This window comes from Zeimonas sediminis, assembly GCF_023721795.1.
GTDB classification, from domain to species: Bacteria; Pseudomonadota; Gammaproteobacteria; order Burkholderiales; family Burkholderiaceae_E; genus Zeimonas; species Zeimonas sediminis.
In genome coordinates this window covers 207424-221613 of the sequence record NZ_JAMQYE010000002.1, presented here as the reverse complement: position 1 = coordinate 221613, position 14190 = coordinate 207424, and the positions used below count along the sequence as shown (strand labels likewise).

General features: G+C 70.6%; 16 protein-coding genes. 12 read left to right on the top strand and 4 right to left on the bottom strand.

From position 1 onward, the window contains the following. Positions 1-1131: a DUF2817 domain-containing protein gene (locus M6I34_RS16485; RefSeq protein WP_272486900.1), complete on the top strand. Its 1131-nt coding sequence runs from the start codon at positions 1-3 to the stop codon at positions 1129-1131. A 22-nt stretch (positions 1132-1153) separates the two neighbouring features. On the opposite strand, the gene M6I34_RS16480 is transcribed toward M6I34_RS16485, so the two are convergent. The 4 genes from M6I34_RS16480 to M6I34_RS16465 form a co-directional block, all read right to left on the bottom strand. Next, positions 1154-1936 (bottom strand): enoyl-CoA hydratase, encoded by a 783-nt coding sequence (locus tag M6I34_RS16480; RefSeq protein ID WP_272486899.1) that lies wholly within the window; start codon positions 1934-1936, stop codon positions 1154-1156. Between the two features lie 19 nt (positions 1937-1955). Continuing rightward, the gene (locus M6I34_RS16475; protein ID WP_272486898.1) at positions 1956-3668 is read right to left on the bottom strand and encodes a PhoH family protein; all 1713 of its coding nucleotides are present in this window, start codon (positions 3666-3668) and stop codon (positions 1956-1958) included. Between the two features lie 70 nt (positions 3669-3738). Then, on the bottom strand, positions 3739-4212 hold the full coding sequence (locus tag M6I34_RS16470) for a peroxiredoxin (protein WP_272486897.1): 474 nt from the start codon (positions 4210-4212) through the stop codon (positions 3739-3741). Between the two features lie 120 nt (positions 4213-4332). Then, complete coding sequence (locus M6I34_RS16465) at positions 4333-4710, bottom strand: Mth938-like domain-containing protein (RefSeq protein ID WP_272486896.1); 378 nt, start codon at positions 4708-4710, stop codon at positions 4333-4335. Positions 4711-4785: 75 nt separating this feature from the next. Here M6I34_RS16465 and alaC point away from each other — a divergent pair, with 75 nt between their 5' ends. The 11 genes from alaC to M6I34_RS16410 all read left to right on the top strand — a co-directional run bounded on the left by alaC (position 4786) and on the right by M6I34_RS16410 (position 14129). After that, positions 4786-5991 carry an alanine transaminase gene (gene alaC, locus M6I34_RS16460; protein ID WP_272486895.1) on the top strand — a complete coding sequence of 402 codons (1206 nt, stop codon included), beginning with the start codon at positions 4786-4788 and terminating at the stop codon, positions 5989-5991. Positions 5992-6191: 200 nt separating this feature from the next. Next, entirely contained in the window at positions 6192-7535 is a 1344-nt protein-coding gene (locus tag M6I34_RS16455) for a homoserine dehydrogenase (RefSeq protein WP_272486894.1), read from the top strand. After that, on the top strand, positions 7535-8959 hold the full coding sequence (thrC, locus tag M6I34_RS16450; RefSeq protein WP_272486893.1) for a threonine synthase: 1425 nt from the start codon (positions 7535-7537) through the stop codon (positions 8957-8959). Before M6I34_RS16455 ends, thrC begins: the two co-directional genes overlap by 1 nt. A 16-nt stretch (positions 8960-8975) precedes the next feature. Continuing rightward, positions 8976-9929 carry a DMT family transporter gene (locus M6I34_RS16445; protein ID WP_272486892.1) on the top strand — a complete coding sequence of 318 codons (954 nt, stop codon included), beginning with the start codon at positions 8976-8978 and terminating at the stop codon, positions 9927-9929. Positions 9930-9943: 14 nt separating this feature from the next. Then, complete coding sequence (gene mobB / locus M6I34_RS16440) at positions 9944-10474, top strand: molybdopterin-guanine dinucleotide biosynthesis protein B (RefSeq protein WP_272486891.1); 531 nt, start codon at positions 9944-9946, stop codon at positions 10472-10474. Next, positions 10446-11744 (top strand): molybdopterin molybdotransferase MoeA, encoded by a 1299-nt coding sequence (locus M6I34_RS16435; protein WP_272486890.1) that lies wholly within the window; start codon positions 10446-10448, stop codon positions 11742-11744. Before mobB ends, M6I34_RS16435 begins: the two co-directional genes overlap by 29 nt. Positions 11745-11747: 3 nt before the next feature. Further along, positions 11748-12005 (top strand): molybdopterin converting factor subunit 1, encoded by a 258-nt coding sequence (gene moaD, locus M6I34_RS16430; RefSeq protein WP_272486889.1) that lies wholly within the window; start codon positions 11748-11750, stop codon positions 12003-12005. A 31-nt stretch (positions 12006-12036) separates the two neighbouring features. Next, complete coding sequence (locus tag M6I34_RS16425) at positions 12037-12228, top strand: type II toxin-antitoxin system CcdA family antitoxin (protein WP_272486888.1); 192 nt, start codon at positions 12037-12039, stop codon at positions 12226-12228. A 38-nt stretch (positions 12229-12266) separates the two neighbouring features. Beyond that, the gene (gene moaE, locus M6I34_RS16420) at positions 12267-12713 is read left to right on the top strand and encodes a molybdopterin synthase catalytic subunit MoaE (protein WP_272486887.1); all 447 of its coding nucleotides are present in this window, start codon (positions 12267-12269) and stop codon (positions 12711-12713) included. Continuing rightward, the gene (gene crcB, locus M6I34_RS16415) at positions 12710-13096 is read left to right on the top strand and encodes a fluoride efflux transporter CrcB (protein WP_272486886.1); all 387 of its coding nucleotides are present in this window, start codon (positions 12710-12712) and stop codon (positions 13094-13096) included. Before moaE ends, crcB begins: the two co-directional genes overlap by 4 nt. A gap of 40 nt (positions 13097-13136) precedes the next feature. Then, entirely contained in the window at positions 13137-14129 is a 993-nt protein-coding gene (locus tag M6I34_RS16410; protein WP_272486885.1) for an EamA family transporter, read from the top strand. Positions 14130-14190: the final 61 nt, after the last annotated feature.

The following is a 14190-nucleotide window of genomic DNA, read 5'->3' as shown; positions in this document are numbered from 1 at the left end:
ATGGCCTTCGTTCCCCGCCCGGTTTCCGAAGCGCTGGCCGGCGCCTGCTTCGCGCCCGACTACGCGAGCGCGCGGGCCCGCTTCCTTGCGGCGGCCGCGCGTGCGGGCGCGCGCGTCGACGTGTTCGTCAACGACCTTGCCGCCGGCCCCGACGGCGGCTCGCTGAGCACCGACGTCGCGGTGCTGGGTCCGGCCGACGCCGAGGCTGCGCTGCTGGTGGTCAGCGGCACGCACGGGCCGGAGGGTTTCGTCGGATCGGCGGCGCAGGTCGCGCTGCTCGACGCGCTGGCCGGCGGCGCGGCGTCGCCGCCGGTGCGAATCGTGCTGGTCCACGCGATCAACCCGTTCGGCTTCGCGCACCTGAGCCGCACCACCGAGAACAACGTCGACCTGAACCGCAACTTCATCGACTGGTCGGCGGGCGCTCCAGCGAACCCGGCCTACCTGGCGCTGCACGATGCGCTGTGCCCGTCGGCGTGGACGCCCGAGGCGCTCGCCGCGGCGGATTCGGCTCGACTCGATTGGATCGCGCGCAACGGCGACAGTGCCTTCGTCGACATGACCAGCCGCGGCCAGTACTCGCACCCCGCCGGCCTGAACTACGGCGGCAGCGGGCCCGAGTGGTCGAACCGCACGCTGGAGGCCGTCGTTCGCCGGCACCTGTCGACGGCGAGGCGGATCGCGCTGATCGACTGGCACACCGCGCTGGGCGAGCGCGGCCAGCCCTTCTTCCTGTGCTTCAACGAGCGCGGCGGTCCGGCCTGGGAGCGCGCCTGCGACTGGTGGGGGCGCGACCGGGTGGAGACCACCGGCGGCTTCGGCGGCGCGGCGCGGCCGAACTACACCGGCCTGCTGTTCCACGGCGTGCAACGCTTCGCCGCGCACGCCGAGCTCACCGGCGCGGTCATCGAGTTCGGCACGGTGGAAATGGACGATGCCCGGCTCGCGCTGCAGGCCGATCGCTTCCTGCGCTTCGATGCGGGCGCCGCGCCGGACGCATTGAAGGCCGAACTGCGGGCCAGGGTGCTCGAGGCCTTCTCGCCGCCGTCGCCCGACTGGCGGCGCAGCGTGCTCGGCCACGCGATCGGCATCCAGCACGCCACGCTCGAGGGGCTGGCTGCCTGGCGTTGAACGCAAGCTTCGGGCGACCGCGTCACCCGGCGCGCTTGGCCTGCATCTTCTCGAGGAATCGCTGCATGTACTCGTGCGGCTCGCTGCCTTCGTAGGCCGCCCCGAAGGCCTCGATGCTCGCTTCGAGCGAGCGCTCGATCGTCTGGCCTTCCCACGACCGAAGCAGCGACTTCTGAAGCCGCACGCCCGCCGGTCCGCACTCGAGGATCTCGGCGGCGACCTGCACGATCGCGTCGTCGAGCGCGTCGGGTTCCACCAGCTTCTCGAGAAAACCCCAGCGCTCCGCCGTCGGGCCGTCGATCGCGGATCCGGTGAGCAGCAGCAGCCGGGTGCGTCCTTCGCCGATCAGGCGCGGCAGCAGCCTCGCGTGGATCACCGACGGAATCCCTATCCTGACCTCGGGCATCGCGAAGCGCGATGCCGTGGTCCCGACGCGGATGTCGCAGCAGGCCGCCAGCTCCATGCCGCCCCCGAGGCACCACCCGGACAGGCGCGCGACGGTGGGCACCGGGAAGTCCCGCGCGGCCTCGCACAGATCGTGAAGGCGCGTGATGAAGGCCCTGGCCGAGGCCGGCTCGAGAGTGGCCATCTCCTTGATGTCGGCGCCGCCGACGAACGCCTTGTCGCCGCTGCCGCGCAGCACCAGCATGCGGATGGCCCGATCCGAGGCGGCCTCGCGCAGAGCGCCGGTCAGCCCCGCGATCGTGCGGGAGTCGAGGATGTTCAGCGGCGTGCCGTTGGCGATCTGCAGGGTCGCGATGCCCTCGGCCGACACCGTCAGCGTATGCGAATCCCGTCGGCTCATCGACGACCTGGCCCGCTGCCTACAGCGCGTCGGCCGCGAAATCCGCCAGCCGCGAGCGCTCGCCGCGCTGCAGCGTCACGTGGCCGGCGTGGGCCCAGCCCTTGAAGCGGTCGACCACGTAGGTGAGGCCCGACGATCCCTCGGTCAGGTAGGGCGTGTCGATCTGCGCGATGTTGCCCAGGCACACGACCTTGGTGCCGGGGCCGGCCCGCGTGATCAGCGTCTTCATCTGCTTGGGCGTCAGGTTCTGCGCCTCGTCGACGATCAGGAACTTGTTGATGAAGGTGCGCCCGCGCATGAAGGACATCGCCTTCACCTTGACCCGGCTGCGGATCAGCTCGTTGGTCGTGCTGCGGCCCCACTCGCCGGCGCCGCTGTCGGTCTGGTTGAGCACCTCGAGGTTGTCCTCGAGCGCGCCCATCCACGGCTGCATCTTCTCTTCCTCGGTGCCGGGCAGGTAGCCGATGTCCTCGCCGACCGGCACGGTGGCGCGGGTCATGATGATCTCGGTGTAGCGCCGGCTCTCGAGCACCTGGACCAGGCCGGCGGCGAGCGCGAGCAGCGTCTTGCCGGTGCCGGCCTGGCCGAGCAGGGTCACGAAGTCGACCTCCGGGTCCATCAGCAGGTTCAGCGCGAAGTTCTGCTCGCGGTTGCGCGCGGTGACGCCCCAGACCGCGTTCTTCAGGTGGCCGTAGTCGCGCAGTGTCTGCAGCACCGCGGTGCGGCCGGCGATCTCCTTGACCTTGGCCGTGAGCGGCAGCTCGCCGTCGGACCACACGAACTGGTTGAGCAGCAGCGAAGACACCAGCGGGCCGGTGATCCGGTAGAAGGTCTGGCCGCCCTGCTGCCACGACTCGACGCCCTTGCCGTGGCGGTCCCAGAAGTCGTCCGGCAGTTGCAGCGTGCCGGCGTAGAGCAGGTCGGTGTCCTCGATGACCTGGTCGTTGAAGTAGTCCTCGGCGGGCAGGCCCATCGTGCGGGCCTTTATCCGCATGTTGATGTCCTTGGACACCAGCACGACCTTGCGCTCGGGGTGCTGGTCCTGCATCGCGCGGACCACGCCGAGGATCTGGTTGTCGGCCTTGCCCATCGGCAGGCTGGCCGGCAGCATCGAGGCGACGGCCTGCGTCTGGAAGAACAGCCGGCCGGTGGCCTCCTTGCTGCCCAGCGCCGACAGCGCGATGCCGTCGTCGATGTCGCCGTCGACCGTGGCGATCAGCTCGTCGAGCGCGCGGCTGACCTGCCGCACGTTGCGCGACACCTCGGACATGCCCTTCTTGTGATGGTCGAGCTCCTCGAGCACCATCATCGGCAGGAACACGTCGTGCTCGGCGAAGCGGAACAGGCTGCTCGGGTCGTGCATCAGCACGTTCGTGTCGAGCACGAAGAGCCGCGGCGACTCGGCGGACTGGCGCTTGCGGCGGCCGCTCGGGGCGGCGGCCGGCGCCGGGGACGGCGCCGTCGCGGGCGCCGGGGCCGGGGCCGCGGCGACCGGCGCCTGCTGGGGCGCGGCGGGCCTGGCATTCGCGGCCGGCTTCAGCGGCGCGACGACCGCGGCTTCGGCGGTGCTGGCGGCGGCCGGCGAGACCGGCGCCGGGGCGACCGCCTCGGGCGCGACGGCTTCGACGGCCGCCTCGGTCTTCTTCGCCTTGGGCCGCGCGGCGCGCGCCCGGGTGGCGGTGGACAGGTCGATCAGCGTGGCGGGCCGGGTCGGCGGCTTGGGGAGCGGCATGGTGTCGTGGACGCGTGGTCCGTGCGGGAGAGGGGGCGCGCTGCGGTCCGGCAGCGGGGCATGCGCGGGCTCAGAGGGCGCGAACGCACTCGAGGACTTCGTCGGCGTGGCCGGGCACCTTCACCCCGCGCCATTCGCGGGCCAGCCTGCCGTCGGCGGCGATCACGAAGGTCGAGCGTTCCACGCCGCGGACCTGCCGGCCGTACATGTTCTTCATCTTCATCACGCCGAACAGCTCGCAGACCTTCTCGTCGGGATCGGAGATCAGGTCGAAGGGGAGCGAGTGTTTGGCGCGAAAGCCCTCGTGCGACTTCAGGCTGTCGCGCGAGACGCCGACGATCGTGGCGCCGGCCTGGGCGAAGGCGTCGACCCGGTCGCGAAAGTCGATGCTCTCGTTCGTGCAGCCCGGGGTGTTGTCCTTCGGGTAGAAATACAGGACGAGCTTGCGGCCTTTCATCGAGGCCATCGAAAACCCGCCGCCGGTCGATGCCGCCTCGAAATCGGGCACCTTCTGGCCTGTGGTCACGCTCAATCGCACCTCCATCGGTCGGCCCGGCCGCGTGCCGGGCGGGGGACTCGGCTCAACATACCACAGGCAAGTTTCATGCAGGTTTCGTGCCCGCCGGCCGGGCTCGCGTGTCCGTCGACCCGAGCCCGCTTGCGATCAGGCCTCGCCCGGCAGCAGCGCGGCCAGCACGCGCCGGCCCTCGGCCATCAGGATGTTGTAGGTGCGACAGGCCGCGTGCGTGCTCATCACGTCGACGCCGATGCCTGCGGCCGCGAGCGCGGCGGTCAGGCGCGGATGCGGGAAGCGCTGCCTGTCGCCGGTGCCGAGCAGCACCAGTTCGGGCGACAGCGCCAGCAGGCCCTCGAAATCGGCCTCGGACAGCGCGTCGAAGCGCTGCGCGGACCACGCGGCGACCTCGCCCTCGGGCATCACCACCACGGCGCCCTCGAAGCGCCGGCGATTGATCTCGATCCAGTCCGGCCCGTAGGCGGTCACGGTGTTCAACGGCGACGGCATGTCGGCGTGCAGCTTCATCGGGTCCCGTCCATGCGGTTCGCTGAGGTGTAACTCACTGAAAATGTTACATTAATGGGCTAAGCGGAGTCCAACATGAATTCTCGACGCGAGTTCTCGCGAATCAAGCGCCTGCCCCCCTACGTGTTCAACATCACGGCCGAGCTCAAGATGGCCGAGCGGCGCCGTGGCGAGGACATCATCGACATGAGCATGGGCAACCCCGACGGCCCGGCTCCGCAGCACATCATCGACAAGCTGGTCGAGGCCTCGCAGCGGCCGCACACGCACGGCTACTCGGTGTCGAAGGGCATCCCCCGGCTGCGCAAGGCGATCTCCGACTGGTACAAGCGCCGCTACCAGGTCGACATCGATCCCGAGACCGAGGCGATCGTCACCATCGGCTCCAAGGAGGGCATCGCCCACCTGATGCTGGCCACCCTGGACCGTGGCGACACGGTGCTGGTGCCCAACCCGAGCTACCCGATCCACATCTACGGCGCGGTGATCGCCGGCGCCGAGACCATCCCGGTGCGGATGACGCCGGGCGTGGACTTCCTCGAGGAGCTCGAGCGCACGGTGCGCGAGACCACGCCCAAGCCGAAGATGATGATCATCGGCTTCCCGAGCAATCCCACCGCGAAGTGCGTGGACCTGTCGTTCTTCCAGCGGGTGGTCGAGATCGCGAAGGAGCACGACATCATCGTCGTGCACGACCTCGCCTACGCCGACATCGTGTTCGACGACTACCGGGCGCCGTCGATCATGGAGGTGCCCGGCGCGCGCGACGTCGCGGTCGAGTTCTTCACGATGAGCAAGAGCTACAACATGGCGGGCTGGCGGATCGGCTTCATGGTCGGCAACGCCGAGCTGGTCGGCGCGCTCGCGCGCATGAAGAGCTACCACGACTACGGCACCTTCACGCCGATCCAGGTCGCTGCGATCGCCGCGCTCGACGGCCCGCAGGACTGCGTCGAGGAGGCCCGCCAGAAGTACCAGCTGCGCCGCAACGTGCTCGCCAAGGGCCTGCAGGAAGCCGGCTGGGACGTCGAGGTGCCGCGCGCGTCGATGTACATCTGGGCGCAGATTCCCGAACCCTACCGGGCGATGGGCTCGCTCGAGTTCGCCAAGAAGCTGCTGATCGAGGCCAAGGTGGCGGTGTCGCCGGGCATCGGCTTCGGCGAGTTCGGCGACGATCACGTGCGGTTCGCGCTGATCGAGAACGAACACCGGATCAGGCAGGCGGTGCGGGGAATCAAGGAGATGTTCCGCAAGGACGGGCTGATCAAGGTCGCGGCCTGAGTTCTCGCACGCGTGGCGTTTGCGCGCGACGGGGCCGGGTCAGGGGCCTCGTCGAGTCGCTCCCCGATACTCGCTTGGTCGACGAGGCCCCTGACCCGGCCCCGTCGAGATGCCGTCGTGGCCTGCGAACCGTCGGGCCCCGCCCTCGATCAGCCGGCATCCTTTCTCCACTGGCTTTCTCCGCTAGCTGAAAACAGACAATGACTAACGAAAAATTCGGTCCGGTCCGCGTGGGCCTGCTGGGCATCGGCACGGTGGGGGGCGGCACTTTCGAGGTGCTCAGGCGCAACCAGGACGAGATCCGGCGTCGGGCGGGGCGCAGCATCCTGATCACCAAGGTCGCGGACCTGAACGTGGAGCGGGCGCGGGAGATCGTGGGGCCCGACGTGCAGGTGGTCGCCGACGCGCGCGAGGTGGTGAACGATCCGGACGTCGACGTCGTGATCGAGCTGATCGGCGGCTACGGCATCGCGCGCGAGATGGTGCTGTCCGCGATCGAGAACGGCAAGCACGTGGTCACCGCGAACAAGGCGCTGCTCGCGGTGCACGGCAGCGAGATCTTCCTGGCCGCTTCGCGAAAGGGCGTCATGGTGGCCTTCGAGGCGGCGGTGGCCGGCGGCATCCCGATCATCAAGGCGGTGCGCGAAGGCCTCACCGCGAACCGGATCGAGTGGATCGCCGGGATCATCAACGGCACCACCAATTTCATCCTGTCCGAGATGCGCGACAAGGGCCTGGCCTTCGACGTCGTGCTGAAGGAGGCCCAACGGCTCGGCTACGCCGAGGCCGACCCGACCTTCGACATCGAGGGCATCGACGCCGCGCACAAGATCACGATCCTGTCGGCGATCGCCTTCGGCGTGCCGGTGCAGTTCGACCGCGCCCACGTCGAGGGGATCACCGCGCTGCAGAGCGAGGACATCCGCTACGCCGAGCAGCTCGGGTACCGGATCAAGCTGCTCGGCATCACCCGGCTGCGGGCCGGCGCCGACGGCGAGCCCTTCGGCATCGAGCTGCGGGTGCACCCCACTCTGATTCCCGAGAAGCGGCTGATCGCCAGCGTCGAGGGCGCGATGAACGCGGTGTGGGTCAAGGGCGACGCGGTCGGCCACACGATGTACTACGGCAAGGGCGCCGGCGCCGAGCCGACCGCCAGCGCGGTCATCGCCGACCTGGTCGACGTGTCCCGCACGATGACCGTCGACCCGGGCAACCGCGTGCCGCACCTGGCCTTCCAGGCAGAGGCGATGTCCGACCTGCCGATCCTGCCGGTCGCCGAGACCGAGACCGCCTACTACCTGCGGCTTCGGGTTTCCGACGAGCCTGGCGTGCTGGCCGACATCACGCGCATCCTGGCCGACGAGCGAATCTCGATCGACGCGGTCCTGCAGCGCGAGCCGCACGAGGGCGAGAAGCGCACCGACATCATCCTGCTGACCCACCGCACGATCGAGAAGCAGGTCGACGCCGCGATCGAGCGGATCGAGGCCCTGCCCACCGTGCTTTCGAAGGCGATCCGCATCCGTCGCGAGGACCTTGCCTGATGCGCTACGTATCCACCCGCGGCGGCATGCCGCCGGCCTCGTTCTCCGAGATCCTGCTGGGCGGCCTGGCCCCCGACGGCGGCCTGGTGCTGCCCGAGGCCTACCCGCGCATCGACGACGCCACGCTGACGCGCTGGCGCGCGCTGCCCTACGCCGAGCTGGCCTTCGAGATCCTGCGGCTCTACGCCCCCGACATTCCCGAGGCCGACCTGCGCGAGCTCTGCGCGCGCACCTACACCGCTCGGGCCTTCGGCAGCGACGAGATCGTGCCGCTGCTGCAGCTCGAGCCCGGCCTGCAACTGCTTCGCCTGTCCAACGGCCCCACGCTGGCCTTCAAGGACGTCGCGATGCAGCTGCTCGGCAACCTGTTCGAGTACGTGCTGGCGCGCGAGGGCCGGGAGCTGAACATCCTGGGCGCCACCTCGGGCGACACCGGCAGCGCCGCCGAGTACGCGATGCGCGGCAAGCGCGGCGTGCGGGTGTTCATGCTGTCGCCGCACGGCCGGATGAGCGCCTTCCAGACCGCGCAGATGTTCTCGCTGGCCGACCCGAACATCTTCAACCTGGCGGTGCAGGGCGTCTTCGACGACTGCCAGGACATGGTCAAGGCGGTGTCGAACGACCTGGCCTTCAAGCAGCGCTGGGCGATCGGCACGGTCAACTCGATCAACTGGGCGAGGGTGGTCGCGCAGGTCGTCTACTACTTCAAGGGATGGTTCGCAGCCACCACGAGCAACGACCAGCGCGTCTCGTTCGCGGTGCCCTCGGGCAACTTCGGCAACGTGCTGGCCGGGCACATCGCCCGCATGATGGGCCTGCCGATCTCGCGGCTTGTGGTCGCCACCAACGAGAACGACGTGCTCGACGAGTTCTTCCGCACCGGCCGCTACCGGCCGCGCGGCTCGGCCGAAACGCAGCAGACCAGCAGCCCGTCGATGGACATCTCGAAGGCGTCGAACTTCGAGCGCTTCGTGCACGACCTGCTCGGCGGCGCCACCGGCCAGGTGGCCGACCTGTGGAAGGACCTCGAGACGCGCGGCGAGTTCGACCTGTCGGACACGCCCGAGTTCGCCGCGATCGGCGACTTCGGCTTCGTGTCGGGCCGCAGCCTGCACGCGAATCGCGTGGCCACGATCCGCGAGACCCGCGAGCGCTACGGCGTGGTGGTCGACACGCACACCGCCGACGGCCTGTACGTGGCCCGGCAGTGGCGCGAGCCCGGCGTGCCGATGCTGTGCCTGGAAACCGCGCAGCCGGCCAAGTTCGCCGACACGATCCGCGAGGCGCTGGGCATCGAGCCGCCGCGGCCCGCCGCGTTCGAGGGCATCGAGTCGCGGGCGCAGCGCTTCACGCTGATGCCGCGCGACGTGACGATGCTCAAGCACTACATCGCCGAGCGGGTGCTCGCGTCGCGGGCCGGCTGACATGCCGCTTCGCCCGATGACGCCCGCCAACTGGGCGCTGCTCGTCGCCACCGCCGCGAGCTTCGCCAGCTCGGTGGTGCTCAACAAGATGCTGGTCGGCGAGCTGCCGCCGCTCACGCTGGCCGCCGCCCGGGTGCTGCTCGCGCTGCCGTTCTGCCTGCTCGCGCTGCTTCTTCCGGGCGCCCGCCTGCCGCGGGGCCGCGACGACAGGCTCACCGTGCTCAAGGTGTCGCTGGGCGTGATCACGATCCCGTACTGCGCGCTGGCGATCGGCCAGCAGACGATCGCCGGCGGGCTGAGCGGCATCCTTTACTCGACGATGCCGCTGTTCACGCTGCTGGCCGCGCACCTGATGCTGCCCGACGAGAAGCTCGGCACCCGCAAGCTGGTCGGCATCGGCTTCGGGATGGCCGGCGTGGTCGCGGTGATCGGGCCGTCGCTGCTGGGCGGCCTGGGCGGGCACCTGTTCGGCGAGCTGGTCACGCTGCTTGGGCCGCTCGCCTACGCGATCGCCACCGTGCTGATGCGCCGCTCGCGGCATCTCGAACCGGTCGGCCTGACCGCAGGGCTGTTCCTGGCGGCCGCTCTGGTGCTGGTGCCGGTCGCGCTGGTCGTCGACCGGCCCTGGACGCTGGACGTCGACGCGTCGATCCTCGGCGGCCTGCTCGCGCTGGCGGTCGTCGGCACGATCTTCCCGGCGGCGCTGAACTACCTGCTGCTGCAGCGGGTCGGCGCCACCCGGGCCTCGCTGGGCATGTTCCTGATGCCCTTCTTCGCGATCGCGTTCGGCGCGCTGTTCCTCGACGAGCGGCTCGGCGCGGGCGCCTTCGCGGGGCTGGCGCTGATCGTGGCCGGCAGCCGGCTGGTCACGCACCTGCCGCAACCGCGCGTGGAGCAGTCGCGCACGTCGCAGCCGCACGCGCCGCAGGGGCATCCGGCCGGGGTTACACTCGGCCCGTCCAAGGGCTAGCCGAGAGGGGACGGATGTCGCCCAAGAAAGTTTTCGGGTTCGCCGGCTGGTCGGGCTCGGGCAAGACCACGCTGATCGAGCAGCTGATCCCGCGCTTCGTGATGCGCGGCCTCAAGGTGTCTCTGATCAAGCACGCCCACCACCTGTTCGACATCGATCGCCCGGGCAAGGACTCGTACCGGCACCGCGAGGCCGGCGCCTCCGAGGTGCTGATCACGTCGGACCAGCGCTGGGTGCTGATGCACGAGCTGCGCGACGAGGCCGAACCCGACCTGCACCGGCAGCTCGAGCGCTTCTCGCCCTGCGACCTGGTGCTGGTGGAGGGCTACAAGCACGCCGACATCCCGAAGCTCGAGGTGCACCGTCCCTCGGTCGGCAAGCCGCTGCTGCAGCCGAGCGACCCGAACATCGTGGCGGTCGCGACCGACGCCCCCGTCGATTGCGGCGTGCCCCGGCTGGACCTGAACGCGCCCGACGCGATTTCCGACTTCATCATCGAGTACCTGGACCGACGCCATGAACTCCGGACTGCTGCCCTTCGATGAGGCGCTCGCCGCGCTGCTCGCGCAGGCCGGCACGATCGACGGCATCGAGCGCGTCGACACGCTGAACGCCAGCGGCCGCGTGCTGGCCGACGACATCCGCAGCACGCTTAACGTGCCGCCGGCGGACAACACGCAGATGGACGGCTACGCGCTTCGCAGCGCCGACGTGGCCGGCGCGAGCCCCGAGTCGCCGGCGCGGCTGAAGGTCGCGCAGCGGATTCCCGCCGGTCACGTGGGCGAGCCGCTGGCCGCGGGCACCGCGGCGCGGATCTTCACCGGCGCGCTGATCCCCGAGGGCGCCGACGCGGTCGTCATGCAGGAGGCGACCCGCGCCGACGGCGACGACGTGCTGGTGATGCAGGCCGCACGGCCGGGCGAGTGGGTGCGCCGGGCCGGCGAGGACATCCGCGCCGACAGCGTGATCCTGCCGGCCGGCACCCGGCTCGCGCCGCAGGCGGTCGGCCTGGCCGCGTCGGTCGGGCTCGCGCACCTGCCGGTGCGCCGCCGGCTTCGCGCAGCGTGCTTCTTCACCGGCGACGAACTGGCGCGGCCCGGCGAGCCGCTGAAGCCCGGCGCGATCTACGACAGCAACCGCTACGTGCTGGTGTCGCTGCTGCGCGGGCTGGGCTGCGAGGTGAGCGACCTGGGCAACGTGCCCGATTCGCTCGAGGCCACCCGCGATGCGCTGCGCGCCGCGGCGATCGACAACGACCTGATCGTCACCTCCGGCGGCATGTCGGTCGGCGAGGAGGACCACGTGCGCGCCGCGGTGCAGGCCGAGGGCGAGCTGACCATGTGGCAGATCGCGATCAAGCCCGGCAAGCCGCTGGCGCACGGCCGCGTGCGACGCGACGGCATGTCGGCCGCGGCGCTGGCCGCGTCGGCGCTCAGCGGGGTGCCGATGGCGGTGCCCGCGGCGCTGCCGGGCGACGCGCACTTCATCGGGTTGCCCGGCAATCCGGTGTCGGCCTTCGTGACCTTCCTGCTGTTCGTGCGGCCCTTCCTGCTGCGGCTGCAGGGCGTGCAGAAGGTCGAGCCGCAGGCGCTGGCGCTCGTCGCCGATTTCGACTGGCCGAAGCCCGACCGCCGGCGCGAGTTCCTGCGCGCGCGACTCGGCGAGTCGGGACGGCTCGAACTCTTTCCGAACCAGGGCTCGGGGGTGCTGACCTCGACCGTGTGGGCCGACGGCCTGATCGACAACCCGCCGGGCAACCCGATCCGGCGCGGCGACACGGTCCGGTACCTGCCGTTCGGATCCTTGCTGGGATAAGGCATGAACATCAGGGTGCTCTATTTCGCCGGGCTGCGCGAGGCGCTCGGCACCGCCGGCGAGACCGTCGAGGCGCCGGCCTCGGTGGCCACTGCCGGCGACCTGCGCGCCTGGCTGCGCGAGCGCGGCGGCGCCTGGGCCGAGCAGCTTGCCGAGGGGCGAGCGGTTCGGGTGTCGGTCGACCAGGCGATGGCCGACGGCGCGACGCCGTTGCGGGCAGGGGCCGAGGTGGCCTTCTTTCCGCCGGTGACCGGCGGTTGATCGATCGGGGCGATGGACGTAGCTTATCCGGATGAACGACGACCCGCGTGAACCCGGAGCGCCCTGTCCGCGAGCAATCAGTGACGCGCCGCGGACCGAACCGATCGCGTCTTTCGAGCAGGTCGGGCGGCGGTGGCTGCTCGACAATCTCGGGACGATCGACGCGTGCAACCGGCGGATCGAGCAGCAGGGATGCTTCGCCGATTCCCTGCGTCGGTTCTGATCGCCATGCGGGCCTGACCATCATTCGAGCCTGACCACATGCCTGTTCGAGTCCAGCAACAAGACTTCGACGCCGGCGCCGAGATCGCCGCGCTGCGCGCCGGCAACCGGCGCGTCGGCGCGATCGCGACCTTCATCGGCACGGTGCGCGACCTGAACGAAGGCGAGGGCGTCGCCGCGATGACGCTCGAGCACTATCCGGGCATGACCGAGCGCGCGCTGGAAGACATCTGCGCGCAGGCGAAGGCCCGCTGGGACATCTTCGACACCACGGTCGTGCACCGCTACGGCGACCTCGACCCCGGCGACCAGATCGTGCTGGTCGTCGTCACCTCGGCGCATCGCGGCGAGGCCTTCGCGGCCTGCGAGTTCATCATGGACTACCTGAAGACGCAGGCGCCGTTCTGGAAGAAGGAGCGCACGCCCCAGGGCGAGCGCTGGGTCGAGGCCCGCGCCTCCGACGACGAAGCCGCGGCGCGCTGGTGAGCGCCCCGGCGTTCAGCCTGGCGGGCTTCGCCGCGGTCGGCATCGGCGCGGTGCTCGGGGCCTGGGGGCGCTGGGCGCTGGGCCTTTGGCTGAACACCGCCGACCGCGTCATGCCCTGGGGCACGCTGGTCGCGAACCTGGCCGGCGGCCTGCTGATCGGCATGGCGGTCGCCTGGTTCGCCAGGCACCCCGACCTCGATCCCTCGTGGCGACTGTTCGCGGTCACCGGCTTCCTGGGCGCGCTGACCACCTTCTCCAGCTTCTCGGTCGAGTCGCTCGGCATGATCCAGCGCGGGGCCTTCGGCCTGGCGCTCGCGCACACCGGGCTCCACCTGTTCGGATCGCTGGCCGCCGCCGCCGTCGGCTACCGCCTGGCGAGCTGAGATCCCCCGAGCCGGATCCTTCCTTCCCGCTTCTCTTCCGATGCCCGCCCTCGACCCGCCCGCCTGGCTCTGGATCGCCTGCACCGTCGCCGCCTGCGGCGTGCAGACCGTGCGCAACGCGATGCAGCGCAGCCTGACCGAGCGGGTCGGCACCGTCGGCGCGACGCACGTGCGCTTCCTGTTCGGCCTGCCCTTCGGGCTCGCCTTCCTCGCGGCCATGGCCACCGCCGTAGACCTGTCGGCGCTGAAGCTGTCCGAGGCCTTCCTGGCCTGGGCGCTGATGGGCGGCGTGTTCCAGATCCTCGGCACCGGGCTGATGCTTGCGGCGATGCGCGAGCGCTCCTTCGTCGTGTCGATCGCCTACGTGAAGACCGAGCCGGTGCAGATCGCGGTGTTCGGGCTGCTCTTCCTCGGCGAGCGCTTGAGCCTGTCGGCCAGCATCGCGGTGATCGTGGCCACGGCGGGGGTGCTGCTGATGTCGATGCCGGCCAAGGCGGCCGCGGCTGGCGGACAGGGCGGGGGTGCTGCCTCGGGGGGCGCTTCGCCGAGCGGCGGCTCCCCGGGCACGCAATCCCTGCTCGCCCGCTGGCTGCCGCGCGCGGCGCGGCTCGGCATCGCCTCGGGCGCGATGTTCGCGCTGTCGGCGGTCGGCTTTCGCGGGGCGATCCTCGAACTCGGCGACGCGCCGTTCTACGCCCGCGCCACGACCACGCTGGCCACTTCGCTGCTGATGCAGACCGCGCTGCTCAGCGGCTGGCTGCTGTGGCGCGACCGACGCGTGCTGGCCGAGATCTTCCGGCTGTGGCGCCCGTCGATGCTGGCCGGGTTCGCCGGCGCGCTGGCTTCGCAGATGTGGTTCCTCGCCTTCTCGCTGCAGACCGCCGCCGCGGTGCGCACCGTGGGCCTGGTCGAGATCCTGTTCGCGCAGGCGGTGTCGCACAAGCTGTTCGCGCAGGGCACAAGCCGGCGCGAGGCGATCGGCATGGCGATCATGGTCGGCGGCGTGGCGTGGCTGATGCTGTCGGCGAGCTGATCCCGCGTTAAAGTCGCGTTCGCCCGGGCGCCCGTCCGCTCGCCCCGTTTCCGAGACCCAA